Source organism: Microbulbifer variabilis, assembly GCF_052467165.1.
Genome location: NZ_CP174301.1, coordinates 2,152,324 through 2,173,986, shown reverse-complemented (window position 1 = coordinate 2,173,986; position 21,663 = coordinate 2,152,324). Strand labels below are relative to the sequence as shown.

The window sequence follows — 21,663 nt, the reverse complement described above, 5'->3', positions numbered from 1 at the left end:
GTTCCAGTTAAGTCGCGAAATGAAAATACGAAAATAATTTTATTTTTTCGTGAATTATTTTCTGTGTCGCATTTAAAAAAATGAAGAAACTAAAGCCTGCCTATATCGGTGCTTTTCTGACGATATTTGTCACCTATATACAAATTGGGTGAAAAATGCACTCCGCTAACAAAAAGGCTCATGAAAGCAGCTGATCATACTCACGTAGCTACTTTCCAAAGTTGACCTAAAGGGATTCCAATTTTGATTCTTACCAAGTAACCGGTAAGCTTAACGGTCAGACAATGAGCATTTAGTGATGGATCTAATAAGCACTTAGTAATGAAGCGCTATCACTCCTAGGTGTATTTTTGTACTGCCCAAAAGAAAGCAACAAAGGGATTAAGATTAGGGTAATCGGTGTAGCAAATAGCTCTCCGAATACCAGGGATATAGCCGCTGGCTTTAAATATTGGGCTTGCTCGCTGGTTTCGGCTAATAAGGGTAGCAACCCACAGATAGTAGTCACCGTAGTTAAGAAAATTGCTCTTACGCGACTTTTCCCAGCTTGAAGTAGCGCTGTTTTTACTGGTACGCCCTGCGCGTAGAGCTGATTAAATCGGCTCATTAATACCAGGGAATCGTTAATCACTACCCCAGTCATTGCCATCATTCCAAATAGGGATAATAAGCTTACTGGGAAGCCCAACAGGCCGTGTCCAATAATTGCCCCTGCAAAGCCCATTGGAATCACCGACATAATAATCAAAGGTTGCCAATAGGATTTTAGTGGTATCGCCAACAAAACGTAGATAAGTAAAAGCGTCAGCAACATGGACTTTTTAAATCCAGCCTGTACTTCTACTATTTCGGCGAATTCACCAACGGCTTTAATTTGGACACCCGGATAAAGGCGCTCCAGCTCTGGCACCAGCTCTTCTTTTAACCGCTCCCAGTTTTTTTCCGGTGAACTGACAGAGCGATTCTGACGCCAGTAGATACTGACCACTTCATCGCGATTACGTCGATAAATAACCTCGGGTTCACGCTCATACTTAAGCTGGGCGATTTCGCCTAAGCTTACGTAGCTGTTGTTATCCAAGTTAATAGGAGTAGCTTTTAACTGCTCAAGTGTTTTAGTTTCTGTTTGAGGAAAGCGAGCCAACACTAGAGTTTCTTCACCTTTATCCAACAGACGATGTATCTCAATCTGACCGAATGCTCCCCCTATCAGCACTGCCAGATGACTTTGATCAATTCCCAGGCTGGCTCCCCGCTCATTGACCGTAATTTTCAGCTGTCTTTTGGCAAGTTGGCTATCATCGTATACATCGTTCACACCGGGTAACTCTGCGAGTAGAGCCTTGAGGCGGCCAGCCACTTGTTTCGCCTGATCTCGATTGCTGGCAGAAACCGCAATGGCAGTATCCCCCGCCGGCTCTTCCGTAAGGCTAAACTTCACTGCATAGCTTCCCTCCAGGATACCTGTTTGCAGCCGCAGCTCCTCTAAAAAGCGGTTGCTCTCTACTCTGGCCAGGGCATCATGTGTTAATTCCGCTGTCAACTCTATGGTCTTGGTGCCTTCCTTTGACACGATATACTTGCTAACAGGTGACTCCGGCAACCCATACTCCTGTTGCAACCTATTTGCGGTGCGCTTGATGGCCTGTTCAAGTTGATCGGTATTACGTTCCGTTAAAGTACTTGCAGCTCCATGCTGCATAGTGACTTTAACCGTGGCATAGCGTCCTGGAATTTCAGGGAAGAATACTGAGGCGATATGCCCCTTGAACATAGCGCCATAGGCCAGCAGCAGAAAGGTGGCAAATAGACTAATGCTTATTTTCCGGTTTGCCAGGCTCAATGACAAAAGCGGAATATATATCTTATCCGAAAATCGATTTAATAAACGGTTAAATTTCTCTCTGGCAATCTCAATCCATCGTTTTATTGCGCCACTAGTTTGAGTATGTGTATTTGGATAGCTTAAATGCGCAGGTAATATAAATTTGCTCTCAATTAATGAAAATATCAGTGCAAATATCACTACAGCAGAGAATCCTGACAGCACCTTTGCCAACTCATTTTCAATCCATAGCATCGGTGAGAAGGCCGCGATTGTAGTCAATACGCCAAAAACTGTGGGCACGGCTACGGCTTCAACCCCCTTCCAGGCAGCTTCTTTGGTGTCAGTTGTATTTTGTCTCGCCTGGTGAATACTTTCACCGACCACAACGGCATCATCTACCAATATCCCCAGTACCAAAATCATACCGAATAAAGTGATATCGTTGATGCTGTAATCCAGGGAAGGAAAACCCATCAATGTAATCGCACCAGCCAGGGATATGGGAATACCTAAGGCAACCCAAAAGGCCAGCCGCGTATCTAAAAAAAGCACCAATAGCAATAAGACGATTAATAATCCCTGCAAGGCGTTGGAACTTAGCAAGTCTAATTGCTCGGAAATATAGGGAGACATATCCGCCATTACATCCAACTGCATGTTCCTGGGTAATGTCGATTCCAATGATTCTAATACTGATTTTGTGGCTTCATGGATATGAAACAGGTTGTCTTTTTGGCTGGTGGATACCATCAGTGCGACTGCAGGTTGCCCTTGATATCGAACAATACTGTCGGTTTGCTCATAATCTCGCTTAACAGTAGCGATATCACTGAGTCTCACTCGTGCCGTCGATGTAGTGATAATGGGGATATTCCTCAGTTCCGCCAAGTTGTCAGCCAGGGAACTGCCCTGCAGCACAATATTTCCATTGGCCGTTCTTAATTCACCACTGCGATATTCCACTGACCACTGGCGAATACGTTCCGTTAGGTTCTCAAGAGACAAACCGTAGCGTTGAAGTTTCCTGAGGTCTGGCTCTATAGCCAATAGTTGCTTTCTTTTCCCCAGATTTGTCACTTTGGAAATAGCAGGATGTTTCTTAAGCACTCGCTCTACTCGTGAGGATACCTGCTGAAGCGAATCATTATTGTCACCACCGTAGACCATGACAAACGCCGCAAGATTCGTATATTCACTGCGATAAATACGCGGCCGCTCCGCCAATGCGGGAAAGCCTTCGATACTTTCAACTTGATTGCGAATATCTTCAATCAAACGATCCAGCTTCACATTAGTATTTTTTTTCACTACCAATGAAGCGTAACCTTTGCTTGATTGGCTGGTTATGCGCTTTATTCCTGCAACACCACTAATAGCTTCCTCAATACGCTGTGTAATGCTCTCATCGACCTGGCGGGCAGTGCCGCCGGGGTAGACAACGGAGATTTCGACTTCCGTAGGTGGAATTTGTGGAAAGCTTTCCACCCGCAGATTTTGAAAGGTCAGCAAGCCTGCAACCAGAATGAAAGCCATGAGAAGGTTAGCGGCAACTGGGTTATCCAGGAACCAGCGTGAGAGTGTTTTCATTTCCAGGCCTTAGTGGATAGTCATTGCAACCGCTTGACCTTCTACAAAGTTGGTCAAAGGAAAGCGAATAAGCTGACGATTCTGCTGGGGTCGATTCTTGTAACGAAATAGAACCGAATCCGGCCGCATATCCAGTAGCTCTATCTCTTCCAAAAGGAGTGATTGTTCAGAAACGCTCCATACTTTCCCATCTTCTGTAAGAACCGATGCTGGTGCACTGACAACATAGCTCTGCGTGTTGCCTCCAAACACTACATCGACCTGTTGATCAGCAAGCAAAGGGGCCTCGCGCTGAAAGGGGTTAGCCACCTGCAACATAAGGCTGCGCTGACGGGTGTCCGCATTCATAATTGGGCTTAGGTAACGGATCGAGGCCTGCCATTGTTGTCCATCAGGCGCCTCTATTGTGATTTTGTCGGGGCCTTGCTGAAGTCCGTTTAAGCGCTGCCAGGTCTGCTCGGAAAGCTCAACTTTGACATCCAGGTAGTCACTGGCTGCTACTCGAAAGAGTACATCCCCCTCATTTATCCATTGGCCAGGATGGATTAAATCGGCAATAACCACCGAGTCAAAAGGTGCTTTAATTTGTGTATCAGCCAGCCTCCGCTGGGAGGATGCTAGAGCTCCCCTCGCCGCTTCTCGATTTGCCTCTGCGGCTTTGACATGCGGCTCCAGTCGGCCAAATGATGACTTCGCTTTATCCCCGCGTTTTGCCACGTATTGACGCATGAGTATTTCGGCCAAGTTGAGTTCAGCCTCTGACACTCTGGCTTGAGCAGCACGGATTTCAGCCTGGTAAAAAGTATCCTGTAGCGACGCCAGTATTTCTCCCTTCCTAATGAGACTGCCCGGCATTACGTGGTTAGCAATATGGGTGACACGCCCGCTCACTGATGCGATAACCTCAGTCGCCCAGCGGGGTTGTGTTATGCCTGTTGTTTTGACTTCAAGCTGAGCATCCGCCGGTACTGCCTCCACGACAGTAACAGTAAGGCCAGACTCTTTGGGCTTTTCCACCATGGCTGCAGGCTGCTGCTCAGCCATAAGCCACAGCCCTACCAAGACCAGCAAGCTGGTGGCAACAATACCTGCAGCCCGCCGCTTTAACCAGATTCCCGCCATTTTCATCATGCCTAGGCAACTTACATTTTATGGAACACACTTGAACCATAACTAATAGCAGATTATGATACAAGCATGTTCCATAAAGTTCAGGTAATAACTCCATGGCAGATCACCTAGATGCGCGTATTCAGAAGTCACAAACTGCGATCATGAAGGCGGGTATGGAACTCCTGAGCAAAAATAGAGAGGCATCCTTTAGCGATATTGCCCGGGCGGCCGGAGTTGGGCGCACTACCCTTTACCGTCTTTATGACACGAGAGAAAAGCTGATTAAGGCGGTTGCGATTCACTGCCTGGAGGCATTTGATAAAGCCACCGAACACTTGGAAAGCGAGGCTGAATCGGCTCTGCAAGCCTTCCACCTGATGTTCAAAGCGATTTTTCCGCTGTCGGCCGAAATGGAGTTTTTAATGAAGTTGGGAGACTTTGATGAAGATGACCCAGAGCTCACCGCTATCTATGAGAAACAAGAGAGTGAAATCGCTACATTGGTGGAATACGCAAAATCTGAAGGCAGCCTGTCCAAGAAACTTCCTACTTCCTGGGTGGTAAACCTGGTGGAGGGCCTGCTTTATACATCCTGGCTAACAAAAAATGCAGAATCCATAGATCACGATACGCTGGCCGATTTAGCGTTTCACACATTTTGCAATGGCGTTGCTCGTTAAGCATTGAGAGAGTTGTTAAATGACTCAGCCAGTTACCACTGTTTCAAAATCAACAGATGATGATTATACGAAAGGCAAGCACAAACATTCTTTACTTTCGATTTTTACCCGATTTAAGTGGCGAGTATCTCTGACCCTATCGCTGGTCGTTATTGAAACACTCCTCGAACTACTTTTTCCACTTGCCATCGGCTGGGCTATCAATAGTCTATTAGAACAGTCCTATGATGGCATTTATTTATTGGCAATCTTGGGCACTATCTCTGTCCTCATGGGAAGTGTTCGAAGGTTTTACGATACACGAATCTATGCACATATTTACCAGGTAGTTACATCGGAAATGGTGGCCCGTGAAAAAGCAAAGAAACAGTCTGTATCGACTATTACTGCGCGCTCCAGTTTATTAACTGAAATTGTCGAATTCTTTGAAAATAGCCTGCCAGAAGTTATTACCGTTTCTATTGGTATGGTGGGTTTGCTCATTATCATCAGTGCTATCAATCTCAACGTCTTTCTGGCTTGCCTGGCAATTCTCGCTTTGATTATCCTGATCTATTGCGTAATCGGAAATACCAATTACCGGCTGAATGAATCTTATAATAATGAGCTGGAATATCAGGTTGATGCGCTTAAACAACCAAATGTTGAGCATGCAAAAGCACACTTCCGGCGCCTTATGCGGTGGAATATTGAATTGAGCGACCTGGAAACAGGCACCTACTTTATATTGTGGGCTGGCATAGTCGCTTTGTTTGTTTACGCTCCCATAGCAGCAATCGATGGGGGCCTGGTTAACTATGGATTGATCGTTGCCTTATTAATGTACGTTTTCGACTTTATTGGGAAGGTATCTGCGTTACCACTCTATGTTCAGCAGGTTATTCGTTTGAAGGAGATTTCTAATCGGGTTGGATCATAAGGAATAGGAGACCATTGGCCTCCTCTTTCTCCTCATGATCGGTTACAAAAAAGCATATGCAAAAAATCTGGTTTGGATTTGGGTTCTCCAATCACTGGGCCTCCAGAAATGAATCTAATGTAATGGGATTTACCTTTGGATATTAACTCTTTCTCAGCTGCATCGGTGAAATCTGCCTTAGGCAGCTGCGGGGGTTAGCGAAGGTGATGGCTTTTATCTGTTTGTGAGTTTACAGACGTCAGAGGTGGTATTGGCTGTATTATTATAGAGGCTTTCTTTTTTACCTTTTGCTTTCTAGCTAGGGTTGGTCAGTTGATGCTAGGTGCTTTTTGATCTTTTTTATGCGATGCGGTCTTGGTAACTGGCCACTATTCCTGATTACTTTTCTATTTACTATCAGTAACAGGAAAGAGATAACCAATAGAGCCGGTGTGCGATCTTTTTTGTTGCGGTGATCATTTTGGAGTTAGAGGGCCGGGGTGGCCGATATTTGGGGCTCGGAAGGTGAGGTTTTATTGCCGAAATCGCCTCCCCTATTCTATAAAGCTGAGCGACTCACCCAATACTGATTTTATCTCAGGTGAAAATTTAAAAGATGCTTTAAAGGCTTAGAGGAGTAAGCGGCGGCTGTAAGACATACCTGTTTCCAACTCGACAAACGCTGGGTACACGGCATAAGCGACTGTCGACACTACCTTTCTGCCATACCCTGCTATTTCCTACCCATTCTCTCGATACTACTTTCCACTTTTTCTCCAAAGTCACAGTTTTCTAAGCCCAAGCATAGATATTCAGCATTGCACTTCCCCTTAACTATAAAGTAGAAAGAAATCGTACCGAAACTAGCGCCAGTAACGCTGGCTATCGCCTCTTTCTAATCTATGGATGTCCTAGATTGAGGACCTTGAGCCTGTACCGACCTCTGTCAACATTTAACGCTGGCCGTTACCGAACAACGCCCATGACTCGGGATCCCAGCGGCTTGCTAAACCTTACCGGACAGAGGGCTTTCACCTCCATTTTTTTGTCGATTTAGCTCGGCGCACTAGGTGTTCAGAATTTTATTCTTAAAACATACCAGCAAGAAATGCACAAAAGAAAACATACCAAATAGCTAAAAGCCCTGAGAAAAATCTATTGACTACAGTCCTAACACCAGAAATAAACATCCACTTAAAAACCACAACCGAAACCATGCGATAAATCACTATTTCTCCAAAGTTCAAATCACCATAAGAGACATTGCTATTTCTATCTGCCTTCTCTATAAAATCGCTAAAACAGTTCACCACACATACAAACCCAACCAATAGAAAAAACCAAAGCCATCTCTCTACGGGAGAGGTTATCGACATAGACATAAAGTAGAGAATTGGCTGAAATAGCAACCACAAAAGTGGAGCAGCCAATATTGAAACCGATAATAAAAATGCCGTCCAAAATGTCGACGCGACATTAAAATGTATGTGATTTTTATGCCAAACACTTTGTGGTAGCTTTTTCTCCTGAATAATCGCTAAAACTGCACGTCTAACCGCATCACCAAATCTCACTTATGCCCTCCAAATCACAACCAGGCATATCTACATCCCCTCCAAAATAAACTCGCATAATCATCATATTTGGTTTTTGAAAAAATGGAGCCCAAATAAAATATTGACATAAAAATAACATCCTTGTGGCTCCTCAGAAAGAGCAAAGGCTCAGCATTCTAGTCATTTTCTTATAGTGCCAATCACTTGATATGAAAATATCAATGACATATTGATATCTGGCGCCAAGTACCAAATAGATTATTTCTTATACGAAGCATCTGAAAATCCTATGCTCCTACCCCCATTACCCCTGTGCCGACATCTTGAAGACACAGTATTTTTCAGCTAGGCACCCCAGCCAATAGATACAATATAATGTGCCAGGAATTATCGGAAGACACTATATATAGTGATCCAGATCAAGTGCTTCTCCCCTGGACTTTTATAAGCTTCCCGCACAATCTGTGAAGGAAAGCCCATGACCAGTACCTCTACCCCAGAAATTGACAGTGACGCATCTCCTACTCAAAACCTAAGCAGTTTTCTGGTACGAAAGCGGGATGGTCGCGCTGTGGCTTTTGATCCTCAACGTATTACTTCGGCACTTGTGCGGGCCGGGCAGGCTACTGGTGAATTTGGTGAGGATGAAGTTGATTGGCTAACCCAGGGCATCTTGAAGGTGATTAATCATCGCTTTGATGCAACGACACCAGTCGATATTGAGGAAATCCAAAATATCGCCGAGCAAATATTAATCAATTGCGATTATATAGATACTGCTCGGGCCTATATCGCCTATCGTGAGCGACATGCGCGCATACGCAATGACCGACAAACTCTGGTAGATGTTGGGGCTTCCATTGAAGAATATCTGGAGCAGGCGGACTGGCGTGTCGCTGCCAATGCCAACCAGGGCTACTCCCTCGGCGGCCTGATTTTAAATAGTGCCGGTAAAATGATTGCCAATTACTGGCTAAATCATGTCTATTCCCCGGAGATTGGTGCAGCCCACCGGGATGGCGATTTACACATCCATGACCTGGATATGTTGGCCGGCTATTGCGCAGGCTGGTCACTTCGCACCCTGCTGCACGAGGGGTTGAATGGGGTTCCCGGCAAAGTGGAGTCTGCACCGCCCGCCCACTTGACCAGTGCAGTTGGGCAGATCGTTAACTTTCTTGGCACATTGCAAAACGAATGGGCTGGGGCCCAGGCATTTAGCTCCTTCGATACTTATCTCGCACCCTTTGTACGCAAGGATCAGCTGGATTACGCCAGTGTGCGCCAGTGTATGCAAGAGCTGATTTTTAACCTGAACGTGCCATCCCGCTGGGGCACCCAGACCCCCTTTACCAACCTCACTTTCGATTGGGTTTGTCCTCAAGACTTGCGAGAGCAGGTGCCGGTGATTGCCGGCAAAGAAATGCCATTCACTTATGGTGACCTGCAGGTGGAAATGGACCTGATTAACCGCGCCTATATTGAGGTGATGAGTAAAGGGGACGCGCGCGGCAGGGTCTTCACTTTCCCAATTCCAACTTACAATATCAGTGAGGACTTTCCCTGGGAGAGCGAAAATGCGGAGCGGCTATTTGCCATGACTGCCCGCTATGGACTGCCCTACTTCCAAAACTTTATTAACTCAGACCTCAGTCCAAACATGGTGCGCTCCATGTGCTGCCGCCTACAACTGGACCTTCGAGAGCTGCTTAAACGTGGCAATGGATTATTTGGCTCCGCGGAACAGACCGGCTCTCTCGGTGTAGTAACGATCAACTGTGCACGTCTGGGCTATTTGTATAAGGGGGACTGGGACCTCCTGCTCGCCCAGTTAGATAAACTACTGCTACTTGCACGGGATTCCCTGGAAGTGAAACGCAAAGTGATTCAGCGGCATATGGACGCCGGCCTGTTTCCCTACACGCGTCGATATCTTGGTACTCTGCGTAACCACTTCTCCACCATTGGCGTTAACGGCATTAATGAAATGCTGCGAAACTTTAGTGAAGACCGTGAAAGTATCGTCACAGAGCCTGGTAAAAAGCTTGCCGAGCAGTTGCTCGATCATATTCGTTTGCGAATGACAGAGTTCCAGGAACAAACCGGCCACCTCTATAATCTCGAAGCCACACCGGCTGAGGGAACTACTTACCGTTTTGCCCGCGAAGACCAAAAGCGCTATGAGGGCATTATTCAGGCTGGCAGCACGGAAGCACCTTACTATACCAACTCATCCCAGCTGCCAGTCGGCTTTACCGATGATCCTTTCGAAGCGTTGGCTCGGCAGGAATCCCTACAATCCCGTTATACGGGTGGCACTGTGCTGCACCTATACCTGGGCGAACAACTGCCAGATGCCGATAGCTGCCGCCGCTTATTACAGCGCGCCCTGAAAAATTATCGGCTGCCCTATATCACAGTAACTCCCAGCTTTTCTATATGCCCAGTACACGGCTACCTGAGCGGCGAACACGAATTCTGTCCCCGCTGCGATGAGGCTCTGCTCGCTCGTGAGCAATCTTGCTGCAGCGATTAAAACCAACCACCAAGGAGAAACATCATGAATAAACCAACCTCACCACTCAAAAATGAAGAGCGCACCCGCTGTGAAGTCTGGAGCCGGGTGATGGGCTATCACCGCCCAGTTTCCTTCTGGAATCCAGGCAAACAATCGGAACACAAGGAGCGCCGCTTTTTTGTTGCTGGTAGTGACAAATAACCATGGCTGAAAAGCTGCGCATTGGCGGTTTTACACCATTTACCGCTATCGACTTCCCTGGTGAATTGGCCGCGGTGGTCTTTTGCCAGGGATGTCCCTGGCGTTGCCGCTACTGCCATAATGGTGATCTGTTGCCGGCCCGCGCGCCCAGTACCTACGACTGGGACCAGATATTGGGGTTCCTCGCCAGCCGGCAAGGACTGCTGGATGCGGTGGTATTTTCTGGCGGAGAGCCAACTGCCCAAGGGGCACTGGAAGCAGCCATTGCCCAAGCCCGAAGCCTGGGGTTTAAGATAGGTTTACATACTGCCGGGATCTACCCTCGGAAACTGAGTCGCTTGATCCCCAGTTTGGACTGGATTGGGCTGGATATAAAAGCGTTGCCGGAAAATTACCCTGCCATTACCGGGGTAGATGGTAGCGGTACAGCACCCTGGCAATGTGTAGAGCTACTAGTCGAGGCGGGAACAGCAATGCAAGTACGCCTTACCAGGCATCCTCGCCTCACCAGCGATGAGGAGCTAGCTCAAATTCAGGAGAAGCTTCGCAAATGCGGTGTTCATCATTTAGAGGTGCAGCGCTGCAATACCGAGCAAGCGCTTGACCAAACTCTGAAGTTTATTTCATAGGGCTAACAAGTTTGGCAGGCGCTTGCTGAATTGGCCTGACCTGACAAGCATCACTCGCTGCCTTGTTGATGGAACAGAGGCTGTATTAATATCCAAACTTCCCCAATAGACCCCTGCCCTAATCCACTATGGTGTTGTCCCGACAGTTCTATCGCCAAGGCCCCAGCCGGCGGGATAATTCACTGGTCTCTTTTGCCGATGTCAGAAGGCGCTTTGGCTTCAGATCTATAGCAGTTGGGCGCTGGGTAACCGATAAAGAGCGAGATCGAGCTGCGGGCCTATTTTACGATGCCCTTGTTGATTTAATGGCCATCCTCAAGGGGCCAGAAGCACTTATATCCCTAAGAGGCAGCTTGTCTTTTCAATATGGAATCGGCGGTCGGCCAGGCATGTCGGCTTTTTATGACCCTTCTGCACGTAGCTTTTCACTAGCTAAAAACGCCGGACCCGGATCTATCGCCCACGAATGGTTCCACGCGCTGGATCACTACCTTGCCCAGAAGGCATTCAGTGATACTTCTCAAAGTATGTATGCCTCAGACGCCTGGCTCCGCGGTGCGACTCCCGAACCCCACCCGCTAAATGATCTTCTTTTCGCATGCTTTAAAACCATTATGTTAGACGAGGAAGGCAGCAATCCCAGCGATCTGGTTACTGCATCCGTAAAGGCTGATAAGACAAACGGTTCCATCTATTACAGTGAGCCAGTTGAACTTTGTGCCCGTGCCTTCGAGGCCTTTATCCAGGATTCCAGTATCAGCAACAACTTTCTGGTGGCGGGCTCAAAGGCCAGTAAAGAGGCCAAGCTTGGCCTCTACCCGATAGGACACCAGCGCCAGCAGATCAATCTTGCATTTGAGCAATACTTTGCTTTCTTAGGGCGAGCGCTTTGGGCTGAGTTGAATGAGAGTGAGTAAGTTGGCTTTTGAGTTTAGTAGCAAGCTCTTCGGCCAATGACTGACTTTGCAATAAAGCCTGGTTTACCGAATTTCGATGCCGTTCATCCGCAAACTCCTGGAATTCCGCATTGATTTCATGGATTTGATCGACCCCCAGGTAATGGCTCAGTGTCCTGATATGAGGACCCAAGTGATTCATGTTCTCGCGTATTCCCCCCTCTGCAAAGCCAAACTCTCCGGCAGAAGTAATTAGCACCAGAACCTTCCCCGACATAATGGGCTCAAGCGGATAGTCTCCACGGGCCAAGTCAAAGGTGAAGGTCTTGTTGATGCGTATCACCTGGTCGAACCAGGCTTTTAAAGCCGCCGGCATACCGTAGTTATACATTGGGGAGGACATTACTATGACATCCGCCTGGTCGAGTTCATTGATCAAAGTATCCGATAATGTAACCAACGATTTTTGCTCTTCACTACGCTGATCTTCTGGAGTGAATACAGAGGCAATCCAATCCTGGGTAATGAATCCTGGCGGGGTCTGGCCAACATCCCTATAGATGAGTTTATCTTTTGGTCTTAGCCCAAGCCAACGCTTCACAAAACTTGCGGCAACGGCCTTGGAGATAGAGGAGTGTTTTGGTATGTCCCTATACTCCTCCGGTACCTGAATAGTCCCGAAAATCTGGGCGCTGGCTTCAATATGAAGAAGGGTTTTCATTTACTAGACCTCGAAAAATTCATCATTTGGTCCAGCGATAGTGCAGTCTACAAGCATTCTTGACAAATGAGATATTTTTCCTTATAGATGAATTAATTTCATCTATAAGGAAGAGTAGTCCATGTATCCAAGCCTACCCTCCCTCAATTCCTTAAAGGTTTTTGATGCAGCTGCGAGGCTCGGTAGCTTCAAGAAAGCTGCAGAGGAACTCTTTATCACTCCTACAGCAGTATCCCATCAGATAAAAAGCCTGGAAGAAACGCTAGACAGCCAGCTGTTTGAGCGTAAAACCCGCGCAATACAATTAACAGAAGAAGGAAGGCTACTCGCAGAAACAACTTCACGAGTTTTTCAGCAACTTGCCGCAGCAATAGGTGAAATCGCTAACTCAAATAGTGTGATTGCTGTCAGTACAACTTCATCTTTTGCTGCACTGTGGCTGGTTCCCCACCTGGAGCGCTTTTATCAGAAGTATCCTGGTATCGAGATATCCATTTCGACCGGTGAACAGATAGATGATATTGAGCGCGACCGACACATTGATGTAGCTATTCGCTATGGTGAATTTGATCCAAAAGCCAAAAATAGCACAAGGCTTATTACTGAATCAGTGGGTATGTATGCTACGCGGAACTACTTATCAAACATAACCGACCTCGAGCAGGCGCAGCTATTAGAAACCAAATGGATCAACCAATCTTTAACCCCATTCAGTTGGAAATCCTTACTTGGCGACTTCAATAAAAACCTTACCATTCGTCAATATGATCAGGAGTATCATGTCATACAAGCCGCACTAGCGAGCCAGGGGATTGCATTAGTCAGTTCCCTACTGATTCAGAATGCCTTACAGAACGAATGGTTGGTGCCATATAAAAGCGCAGCAGCTACAAAGCAAAAGGCTGAAGGGCTTTCATACTGCGCAGTAATCCCAGACCGCAATATAAATAACAAGCAGGTTAGTGTGTTTCTTGATTGGCTACTTGAAGAAATAGAATAAACTATGTATACGATATCGCCCTTACGAGCAAAGCTCGAAAGGGCGATAAACAAGCCATCACTAAAAAGCAATAAGACTTAAAAATTTAGAGGCAAATAATATTTTCTGCCTGAGGGCCCTTGGCACCCTGGGTAACTGTAAACTCTACAGCTTGCCCTTCCTGCAATGTTTTAAAGCCACTGCTGGCAATGTTGCTGAAGTGTGCAAAAACATCGGGGCCGGATTTTTGTGCAATGAAGCCAAAACCTTTGGCTTCATCGAACCACTTAACAGTACCAGTCGTTGTGTTAGACATAATAAATATCCTGAGAAAATAAATTGATCATAGTTGACCTGTTGGTCGAGCGGGCAAAAACTGAGAATTTAAAAGAGACAGAACGAAGGATTATGACTAAAACCACGAGTTGAACTAAAATAAAAACTGGGCGTTTATACCAGCTATCGGGATAGTAGCACCTAGAGCTAACTCGTGTCTATAAAAATAGAAATTAAGGATAGGAATGAAGCAGATAACTCAATAACTGTATTATAAATGGCCTATTTTAAAGATTTTCCGCTCTAGCTATAGTTCACTCAGTGTCCTAGAGAGCTCTCACTAGGGAGTGCTACCTAGCTCCATACGAAAACGCCTTCTTAATTGTTTGAGAAAGGTCATCGGGGCCAGCCTGTACAAGTAGGCTCCAATCAGGCTTATATCTTTTGGAAACCAACGCTCCCTGCCCTTTTCCAATGCCGTCATAATCTGATTGGCCATCCACTCAGGGCTACGCACCGCTCCCACGGTGCTCCTTTGGTGCCGCGCCTGCCCACCATCTCCAGCTAAAGCGTTCTGCTCAATCGTTGTAGCCAGGAAACTTGGGTAAACCATTAATACACTAACTCCATCGTTCCGCACTTCCTCACGGAATACCTCAAAATACTGGTGCAATGCACTCTTGGCTGCGCAATAGCCCGCCCGCCCCAATACCGGCATCCATCCAGCCATTGAACTGATATTTACCACACAGCCTGATGCCGCTTTTAGCTCCGTAAACAAGCCTTGAGTAAGCTCTACCGGGACATGGTAATTCACCGCCATCACCTTGCGAATAACCGCGCTGGACGTCTGTGTAGAGAGGCTTCGGTGTGTAATGCCAGCATTGTTTACCAGCAGATCGACTCTTGAATGCTCATTCCGTAAGGATTGAGCCAGCTCCTCTAATGCCAAGCAGTTTGATAGGTCAACGGTATATATCCTGACTCGAACATCGATAGCCCTGAGTTGGGCCTCTCTTTGACGAAGTTTTTCAGCTGAAATATCGACCAGAACAAATTCAGCTCTATATTTTTTTGCAAGGCACAGGGTAATCGCCCAACCCAAGCCTTCGGCAGCCCCTGTAATCACAAAAGTCTTCTGTAAATTTTCCGACTGATTTGTGTCCATCTCAACTCTCCTCCACAGACAAGGGAGTTTTACTGGAGAGTGCTACTATGCCGAGTGCCCTTTCTGCAAACAGGTGAAAAACCTCTTTTGAAGTCTTCTCCGGAATAAACCCCAACTCTTCTTTTAAACGGCGATTATCCAGTACCGGCCTGTATTGCAAAAATGCCACGTGGTCTGGGTGGGTATCCGTTAGGTGGAGGCTGTAACCCAGCCAGAGAACCGCTTTTATCAGCCATACTGGTGGTCTCATCAGTGGTTTGGACAGAATTTGACCTATTTCCTTGGGGCTGAGACTGCCATCACCGGTTAGATTGAATATGCCACTGTTCCCAGTACTCACACCAAGCGTGAGTGCGCGGATCACATCCTGGTCCCAGATAAAGACAAAGGGGGAATTATGCCCACCGGGGTCCAGAAGTACTTTTCGGCTAAAGAGTGCGCTGATCTTATTATTGGTGTTGGCACCTAAAACGGAAGACACGCGAAATACCAGTTGCTTGAGATACGGATACCGCTCACGGTATTCAGCCAGCAGCTTCTCAACTTTGCGCTTGTTATTGGAGTATCCAAATTCAGGGTTCCCCCTCAAAGGGTGATGCTCCTCGAGTTTGGGTGGATTATCCGGATAATAACCATAGGCGGCGCCACTGCTTGTTACAGTGATATGTTCAACTCCCGCGTAGAGACAGGCCTCCAATACATTTCTTGTGCCTTCCACATCTATACGGTATTCAGCAGCGTGGTCACGTCCCGCAGCCATCACTGATGCTAGATGAATCACATGGGTTATAGATTCGTTCTGAATTATCTTACCCAGGTCTTTATCACAGATATCATGAGCAAGAATTGGAAAACTCGCGATTCTAGTTCGGATATCAATCCCGGTCACAGGAAAAGTCTTACTCAACTGCTCCCCAAGCTGGAGACCTATATATCCCGCCGCCCCAGTAATCAAAATCCGCTTGTTCATTCTGAGGCTCCTATCAGGAAGTTGCTTCTGGCCTGCTTGTGCAGAAAACCTCATCTTGTGGTAGGAGATCTTTTTGTAAATCTGCCTTATGTGTTCTGAGTGCCCTTAAATAGGCGTCTTTGTGTACATAATACGCCATGCGCTCAAGTTCCAGATAACGTATACCGCCGTTTACACGTTTTGCCGATCTCTGCTGGATGATTTTCCTAAATCTACTAGCAGACGGTGCGCCAGAAATTAACTGACGAATAAAAAGTGCAACAAGTTCCGCTTGCTTATTGCGTCCTTCCCATCCCAATCCAGCCGCCTCTACCATACCCATCATAAAGAGGTTGTCGGACTCCGGATGGAATACATTCAGATACAGGCTTGGTGCATGACCACCCCAGTTCAGCTCGCTGCTATCCAAGAACGGGTAATGCAATTTGTAACCGGTAGCTTGCACGATCAGGTCATACGCTCCGCAACTTCCATCTGCGAATCTCACCTTATTCTCATTGACTGATTTGATATCAGGCCTGGGATTGATATCTCCATGGCCAATATGATGCAGGAGCAAGGAGTTGACTACTGGGTGAGATTCAAAGAATTGATAATCAGGCTCTGGCAAGCCGTATTGAGATGGGCGACCCAATGAAAATTGGGTCAACGCCTTTGTAAGGCGCCGCTTAACAAAGAGAGGTAACTGTAGTTTGCCGCCCAGCTGATCGATAGGTTTGCCGGCAATGTACTTCGGCAGAAAGTAATAGCCACGGCGCAAGCTGATATCAACGCTTTTCGCTCTATGTGTTGCGTCTACAGCAATATCCGCCCCACTGTTACCACAGCCAATCAACAGGACTTTTTTCCCGGCAAAGATTTCAGAGGACTGATATTGCGCAGAATGTAGTAACTCTCCAGCAAATTGGCCCGGAAGTTCAGGCTGGTTGGGGTGATGCAATGTTCCGCTGGCAATGAGTAGTCCGCTAAACTCCCGAGTTCTTTCTTGCCATTTTCTACGAGTGGTAATCAGCCAGTTTGGCCCGCTACGTTCACATCTCAAGACTTCTGTGTCGAACTCGTAATGGCCATAAAGACCAAATTTTCTCGCATAGGATCGGAAGTAATCACGCATCTCCCTGTGACTTGGGTAGTCAGCGACGCCCTCCCCCATCGGAAACTCAGCAAATTCGGTCATCTTCTTGGAGGAAATAAGGTGCGCCGATTCATACATTGTGCTGGTGGGGTTATCGATATCCCATAACCCCCCGACATCACTGTGCAGCTCAAAGCCAATACAAGGAATTCCATGCTTGAGTAAATTTCGAACGGTACAAAGGCCCATAGGACCGGCACCAATCACTGCATAGGGTTTCACGGTAGCTCCCTTTCCCTGTTTATTCGTTATAGCGCCAAGATAAAAGGAATATACCGTGACAAATCAATTACAGATCGTCATTATCGGGCATGTACTGGTTAATTTGGGACATTTTTGATGGATTTGACCGACACCAGAAGTGTAAACCTTCACTATACCAGGGCCTTATTCGAGGCCCTGACCAGCTTGGGTCTCACCATACCAGAGGGAGCGAGCAACTTACTGTCCCAAATAAACCAGGAAGAACGTATTCCAATTTACCTGCAGGACCTGTTGTGGGAGTCGGTAATCGAGAGTTATCACGACCCTTTATTGGGGGTAAGGCTTGGGCTTGCCATGCAAGCGAGCCAAATCGGCATAGTGGGTTACCTCCTGATGACCCAAAAAAATTTGGGAGAGGCGATAGAGCAATTGATTACCTACCATCCGTTGCTGGGCGAAGGTGGTCACTTTGAAATGCGTCGCGATGCATTTGCTGTAAATCTGTGTTACCACCCCAGCTTTTTAAGCTTTGCAAAAATCCGTGTAGAAACAGTGCTCACTGCTTGTATTGCTCAAACACGAATCTTGACTGGCGGAAAGTTTCAACCCCTCAAACTACTTCTCTCGTACCCTGCGCCTAGCCTTGCCCTACAGCAATGTTATCAGGAACTTTTACAACTACCGCTTGAGTTCAATGCCAAGGTATCAGCGATTCAATTCACAGCTAAAGACTTAGCTCTACCGTTAATCGCGGCGGATAAAGAAGTCGTGGCTTGCTTAAAACCCAAAGCAGATGTTCTCTTACAGACGTTTGCCGCAAAGACCCTACACCGAAAGGTAACACTTTTACTTCAGCAGGCCCCAGGTTTAACACGTGAGAAAGTCGCCAAGCATCTTTGCCTAAGCCCTAGGCATTTGGGTCGTAAGCTGCAGGAAGAACAGATCAGCTTTCGTGCTCTTCAGGATGAAGTGCGTAGTCACTATGCGAAACAATGGCTTAAAGAAGGGGAAAAAACAATTGTCGAAATTGCCTCGACCCTAGGATACTCCGATGAAAGTGCCTTCGGTAAAGCATTCCGGCGCTGGGAGAGCATTTCTCCTGGCTCTTATAGACAGAGTCTTAAACACAAGACAATTTGATTCTTCAATAGTAGAAGCCGATCTGTTCACTAATACTGGCCTTCTTGTAGCCAATTTCTTCCTCATACTCCCTCAAAAGTAAGGGCGCGCTCCATATTTGGGCGGCTATATCCCGATCATTCCGTTTAACCAGAGCAGGCGCTACAAACATCTCCATTGAAAGCGCTAAATCTAACCTCCCAAGAATAGTTAATAAACACAAGCGGCACTTTATCCGACAAAGACCCGGCCACTACACAGAGGCTATGATCAAAATTCGAACACTAGATTTTTTTTGTAAGGAGTTCGATATCAATGAAAGGCGGAATTTTTTCTAGGGCGCAATTTAGCAACTTAGGTGATTACAACTCAACTGATCCTTTTATTAAACGATTTCATGCCATCAATAAAGATATTCGGACCAGAACTTATGGCAATTTTCCACCCTTGAGGGGAAATTACGAAGACTGGAAGAGCTTTATTGAGGACGCTGTGGCCGAGGATGCCAAAGCAAGTTTTGAATTGATTGAAGCCAACCAGATACTTGCGGCCTGGGAAACTGCACTGGGTATTGGAAAAGTTTCATCATTTCCAATCAGTATCAGTGCGAGTATTACTGACATCTGTAACGCCCGGTGCAACTTTTGTGCATACCTGCCTGAACGGGTATCAAATCAGAAACTGTCATTTGATCAATTTCAAAAAGCCAACTGGCTTAAATTTTGTCGTGCTTTCAGGCCCAATGGCGGAGGACTTGGTGAACCTTTTGCCCACCCAAAAATTCTGGAGATACTGGAACAGCTTAGGGAAACTGCACCATATTTGTCTCTAGGGTCTGTCACTAATGGCTCAATTATGCGTCCAGAGGTGGCAGATATTGTCGCGCAGTATTTTTCATACCTCTATGTATCGGTAAATGCCGCGCGCAAGGAAACTTATGAATGGACCATGGCCCCATTAAAGTGGGAGCGGTTCGTAGACAATATGGATCGACTTAATGACTTAAAGCAACGACACGGCAGAGAGCGCCCATGGCTAAGGGCTGGATATGTTGTTCATAGCGGCAACCTTGATGAACTTCCGGAATTACCAGCTTTGCTACGCAGGTTTGGCTTCAAGGATTTGAACGTTAATCCAATGGTTCCGCCACCCCAGTATGGCCGCAACCAATTGCTGACTGAGGAAGCCAGTATTTTCAAGATTCCTCATAGGGCAGATCATGTTTTCCGGCAGCTTGAACAAGAGTGCGCTATCCACGGCATTGCACTTTCAAAAGCTCTTCCTAGTTTGAAGAAACTGCTTGGTGCGGCAGAAGGCGATAGAGTATGTCCACAGCAGAATAACCCCTCAATCGTAGCTACTGATAGAGAGTATCACATCACACCCAGCAGTCATAAAGTACCAGGCATGCTGAGCAATACCCCAAAGCCGCTAGTAATAACCAACAGGTTATCCAAGAAACCGATTGACAAGAAAGTTAATACTGCCAATGCCGCATTGAGAGCGAGTAAACCCAAAATCAGGCCAGTCATGGTCTCCATGCCTCAGGCGACAGGCTTAAACCTAGCAAAGGTAGTGGTAAGTAACAGTGACCTGGAGGCTATGGCGGAGACTGGTGATGGTGTGTCCTACAGCTACGAGTGGTCTGTTTTTGAGAACCAGAACCTAATTCCTATCTGCTGGGCCCCATGGAGAGCTCTCAAGATAGATATCTTTGAACGTACTCAAGTCTGCTGTAACTTTTTCCGGAAATTACCAAAATTTAAATGGACCAACGCCAAGGACTTCCATAGCGAAAAAAACATGTGGAATCACCCTTATATGCAGCATCTGCGAGAAACAATGGGTACACCTGAGGAGGTACCTTTTTGCACATTATGCAAGTCAACTGATAAAAGGCATTTAAAGAACGACAAAGAAAAACGTTCAATAATGCTGAAAAGCCAAAAAAAGTATTATGAGATTGTAGCCAAAGTATCTGGTGTAGAGCTATGTGGCAAACTTGACTCTGTAAAGTCTCCACTACCTGATTGGAGCATCAAAAGTTCATTGCCCGATCAAAGGCCAATTTCACCATACACAAAGGGGATTGATTATTACAGGTACTCAGTCTTTCAACATGGATTCCATAACATTGGTAAAGTGTTGATGCTTGCAAGAGTCCCTGCAGTCTGGGCCCCCTTTCTCGCAGAAGTCAATGAATCGGTACATATCCTAAGCCCGCGACGAGGCCAGTGTGTTATCGCTGAGGATGTGTTAAAAGCATTTCAATTTAGTAATTACAAATTCACTTGTCTCGAGCAGCAACTTCTCGTAGCTGCCCCAAGTAAGTTAGATTTGTATGATGCGGTCTGGCTTGATGGGCTTATTTTTGAAGCCTTCAGCCGTGACGAGGTACTCTTGTGGGTACGTAAGATGCTAAAAAATGGCGGGAGACTTAGAGTAATTGGAGCTCCAGGCATTGGCAAAGTTGCAGAATCAATTCTTTCTAATCCTGAAAGCTCATCAGGAAAATTAGAAACGTTACGAGCTGGCATCCAGTTTTCTGGTAAGGGCAGCTATTTCACTCAGGATGGTGTTCTAGGTGCACTCAAAAAGTATAATCTTGCTCTAGATCGCCTGATGCCGCCCTCTGGTAGCCGTATTGTGCTTGCAGATGGTGTAAAAGGCACCGAAAAACTGAGTGAAACAGAGTTGATCAAAAAACTGGAGCTATTTGTCAGCGGCGGTGAATTAAGCCCCCAAAAGTACTTGGCAGGTATGGACCGAACAGTATCTTTTGCAGCACTAGCGGTCTAACTGCAGAAAAACTGACCTGACAAAGGCCGCCTAAATAGCTGTAAAGAGGCGGCCTTTTTCAACCGCTAGAGATTGGCAATACTGACATGCATCTGGATTAATGATGCGAATTTTTTAATGACATATTATAGGGTGACAAATTAGGTGAAATTACTTAATTTTTTTCTTTTCTTTTAAAGAAAATTTCAGATTTAGAATTTCTACTGCTAGTGTTATTCATAAACCTGAGAACCATAGAGATCACCAATTTGAACCATGGATACGTCAGGGTCGAAAATAGACGAAGTTAATTCGTCAGGTTTTACCTGCACATGAAAAACAAAGGGCCTTATAGGTAATTAAGGGAACAACGCATTAAACACCGGCGCCAACATTGTACATAGAAT

General features: G+C 46.3%; 15 protein-coding genes and 1 pseudogene. 8 read left to right on the top strand and 8 right to left on the bottom strand.

Translation table 11 applies throughout. The features are described from left to right. Positions 1-304: 304 nt before the first annotated feature. Positions 305-3,415, bottom strand: a complete 3,111-nt coding sequence (locus ACJJIP_RS09680) for an efflux RND transporter permease subunit (RefSeq protein ID WP_444946769.1) — start codon at positions 3,413-3,415, stop codon at positions 305-307. 9 nt (positions 3,416-3,424) lie between these two features. Continuing rightward, positions 3,425-4,537, bottom strand: coding sequence for an efflux RND transporter periplasmic adaptor subunit (locus ACJJIP_RS09675; RefSeq protein ID WP_444946768.1), 1,113 nt, complete (start codon positions 4,535-4,537; stop codon positions 3,425-3,427). A gap of 104 nt (positions 4,538-4,641) precedes the next feature. Between ACJJIP_RS09675 and ACJJIP_RS09670 the strand changes: the two genes are divergently transcribed. After that, entirely contained in the window at positions 4,642-5,208 is a 567-nt protein-coding gene (locus ACJJIP_RS09670; RefSeq protein WP_444885122.1) for a TetR/AcrR family transcriptional regulator, read from the top strand. 19 nt (positions 5,209-5,227) lie between these two features. Further along, a complete protein-coding gene (locus ACJJIP_RS09665; RefSeq protein WP_444946767.1) occupies positions 5,228-6,127 on the top strand; it encodes an ABC transporter six-transmembrane domain-containing protein in 900 nt (299 codons plus the stop codon). A gap of 1,067 nt (positions 6,128-7,194) precedes the next feature. Here ACJJIP_RS09665 and ACJJIP_RS09660 read toward each other — a convergent pair. Further along, on the bottom strand, positions 7,195-7,680 hold the full coding sequence (locus ACJJIP_RS09660) for a hypothetical protein (protein ID WP_444924944.1): 486 nt from the start codon (positions 7,678-7,680) through the stop codon (positions 7,195-7,197). Between the two features lie 460 nt (positions 7,681-8,140). On the opposite strand from ACJJIP_RS09660, the pseudogene ACJJIP_RS09655 reads away from it, so the two are divergent. The 3 genes and pseudogenes from ACJJIP_RS09655 to ACJJIP_RS09645 all read left to right on the top strand — a co-directional run bounded on the left by ACJJIP_RS09655 (position 8,141) and on the right by ACJJIP_RS09645 (position 11,927). Continuing rightward, a pseudogene (locus ACJJIP_RS09655) lies at positions 8,141-10,381 on the top strand (ribonucleoside triphosphate reductase). Positions 10,382-10,383: 2 nt separating this feature from the next. Beyond that, the gene (locus tag ACJJIP_RS09650) at positions 10,384-11,010 is read left to right on the top strand and encodes an anaerobic ribonucleoside-triphosphate reductase activating protein (RefSeq protein WP_444946766.1); all 627 of its coding nucleotides are present in this window, start codon (positions 10,384-10,386) and stop codon (positions 11,008-11,010) included. A 128-nt stretch (positions 11,011-11,138) separates the two neighbouring features. Next, positions 11,139-11,927 (top strand): CLCA_X family protein, encoded by a 789-nt coding sequence (locus ACJJIP_RS09645; protein WP_353376189.1) that lies wholly within the window; start codon positions 11,139-11,141, stop codon positions 11,925-11,927. Here ACJJIP_RS09645 and ACJJIP_RS09640 read toward each other — a convergent pair. Next, positions 11,854-12,627: an FMN-dependent NADH-azoreductase gene (locus tag ACJJIP_RS09640; protein WP_444946765.1), complete on the bottom strand. Its 774-nt coding sequence runs from the start codon at positions 12,625-12,627 to the stop codon at positions 11,854-11,856. The genes ACJJIP_RS09645 and ACJJIP_RS09640 overlap by 74 nt on opposite strands. A 121-nt stretch (positions 12,628-12,748) precedes the next feature. On the opposite strand from ACJJIP_RS09640, the gene ACJJIP_RS09635 reads away from it, so the two are divergent. Then, positions 12,749-13,627, top strand: coding sequence for a LysR family transcriptional regulator (locus ACJJIP_RS09635; RefSeq protein WP_444946764.1), 879 nt, complete (start codon positions 12,749-12,751; stop codon positions 13,625-13,627). Positions 13,628-13,712: 85 nt separating this feature from the next. On the opposite strand, the gene ACJJIP_RS09630 is transcribed toward ACJJIP_RS09635, so the two are convergent. From ACJJIP_RS09630 to ACJJIP_RS09615, 4 genes are all read right to left on the bottom strand, one after another. Continuing rightward, complete coding sequence (locus tag ACJJIP_RS09630) at positions 13,713-13,922, bottom strand: cold-shock protein (RefSeq protein WP_020412807.1); 210 nt, start codon at positions 13,920-13,922, stop codon at positions 13,713-13,715. A gap of 300 nt (positions 13,923-14,222) precedes the next feature. Next, complete coding sequence (locus ACJJIP_RS09625) at positions 14,223-15,050, bottom strand: SDR family NAD(P)-dependent oxidoreductase (RefSeq protein ID WP_444946763.1); 828 nt, start codon at positions 15,048-15,050, stop codon at positions 14,223-14,225. A gap of 1 nt (position 15,051) precedes the next feature. After that, the gene (locus ACJJIP_RS09620; RefSeq protein ID WP_020412809.1) at positions 15,052-16,020 is read right to left on the bottom strand and encodes an SDR family oxidoreductase; all 969 of its coding nucleotides are present in this window, start codon (positions 16,018-16,020) and stop codon (positions 15,052-15,054) included. 13 nt (positions 16,021-16,033) lie between these two features. Next, positions 16,034-17,377 carry a flavin-containing monooxygenase gene (locus ACJJIP_RS09615; RefSeq protein WP_444946762.1) on the bottom strand — a complete coding sequence of 448 codons (1,344 nt, stop codon included), beginning with the start codon at positions 17,375-17,377 and terminating at the stop codon, positions 16,034-16,036. Positions 17,378-17,494: 117 nt separating this feature from the next. On the opposite strand from ACJJIP_RS09615, the gene ACJJIP_RS09610 reads away from it, so the two are divergent. Next, complete coding sequence (locus tag ACJJIP_RS09610) at positions 17,495-18,499, top strand: AraC family transcriptional regulator (RefSeq protein WP_444946761.1); 1,005 nt, start codon at positions 17,495-17,497, stop codon at positions 18,497-18,499. Between the two features lie 294 nt (positions 18,500-18,793). Beyond that, positions 18,794-21,277: a radical SAM protein gene (locus ACJJIP_RS09605; RefSeq protein WP_444946760.1), complete on the top strand. Its 2,484-nt coding sequence runs from the start codon at positions 18,794-18,796 to the stop codon at positions 21,275-21,277. The last annotated feature ends 386 nt before the right edge of the window (positions 21,278-21,663 follow it).

What these genes read in the sequence shown, in the direction of transcription:
- ACJJIP_RS09620 (WP_020412809.1), bottom strand. Translation starts at nt 16,020, where the DNA reads ATGAACAAGCGGATTTTGATTACTGGGGCGGCGGGATATATAGGTCTC.
- ACJJIP_RS09650 (WP_444946766.1), top strand. Translation starts at nt 10,384, where the DNA reads ATGGCTGAAAAGCTGCGCATTGGCGGTTTTACACCATTTACCGCTATC.
- ACJJIP_RS09630 (WP_020412807.1), bottom strand. Translation starts at nt 13,922, where the DNA reads ATGTCTAACACAACGACTGGTACTGTTAAGTGGTTCGATGAAGCCAAA.
- ACJJIP_RS09675 (WP_444946768.1), bottom strand. Translation starts at nt 4,537, where the DNA reads ATGGCGGGAATCTGGTTAAAGCGGCGGGCTGCAGGTATTGTTGCCACC.
- ACJJIP_RS09645 (WP_353376189.1), top strand. Translation starts at nt 11,139, where the DNA reads ATGGTGTTGTCCCGACAGTTCTATCGCCAAGGCCCCAGCCGGCGGGAT.
- ACJJIP_RS09670 (WP_444885122.1), top strand. Translation starts at nt 4,642, where the DNA reads ATGGCAGATCACCTAGATGCGCGTATTCAGAAGTCACAAACTGCGATC.
- ACJJIP_RS09610 (WP_444946761.1), top strand. Translation starts at nt 17,495, where the DNA reads ATGGATTTGACCGACACCAGAAGTGTAAACCTTCACTATACCAGGGCC.
- ACJJIP_RS09680 (WP_444946769.1), bottom strand. Translation starts at nt 3,415, where the DNA reads ATGAAAACACTCTCACGCTGGTTCCTGGATAACCCAGTTGCCGCTAAC.
- ACJJIP_RS09665 (WP_444946767.1), top strand. Translation starts at nt 5,228, where the DNA reads ATGACTCAGCCAGTTACCACTGTTTCAAAATCAACAGATGATGATTAT.
- ACJJIP_RS09625 (WP_444946763.1), bottom strand. Translation starts at nt 15,050, where the DNA reads ATGGACACAAATCAGTCGGAAAATTTACAGAAGACTTTTGTGATTACA.
- ACJJIP_RS09605 (WP_444946760.1), top strand. Translation starts at nt 18,794, where the DNA reads ATGAAAGGCGGAATTTTTTCTAGGGCGCAATTTAGCAACTTAGGTGAT.
- ACJJIP_RS09640 (WP_444946765.1), bottom strand. Translation starts at nt 12,627, where the DNA reads ATGAAAACCCTTCTTCATATTGAAGCCAGCGCCCAGATTTTCGGGACT.
- ACJJIP_RS09635 (WP_444946764.1), top strand. Translation starts at nt 12,749, where the DNA reads ATGTATCCAAGCCTACCCTCCCTCAATTCCTTAAAGGTTTTTGATGCA.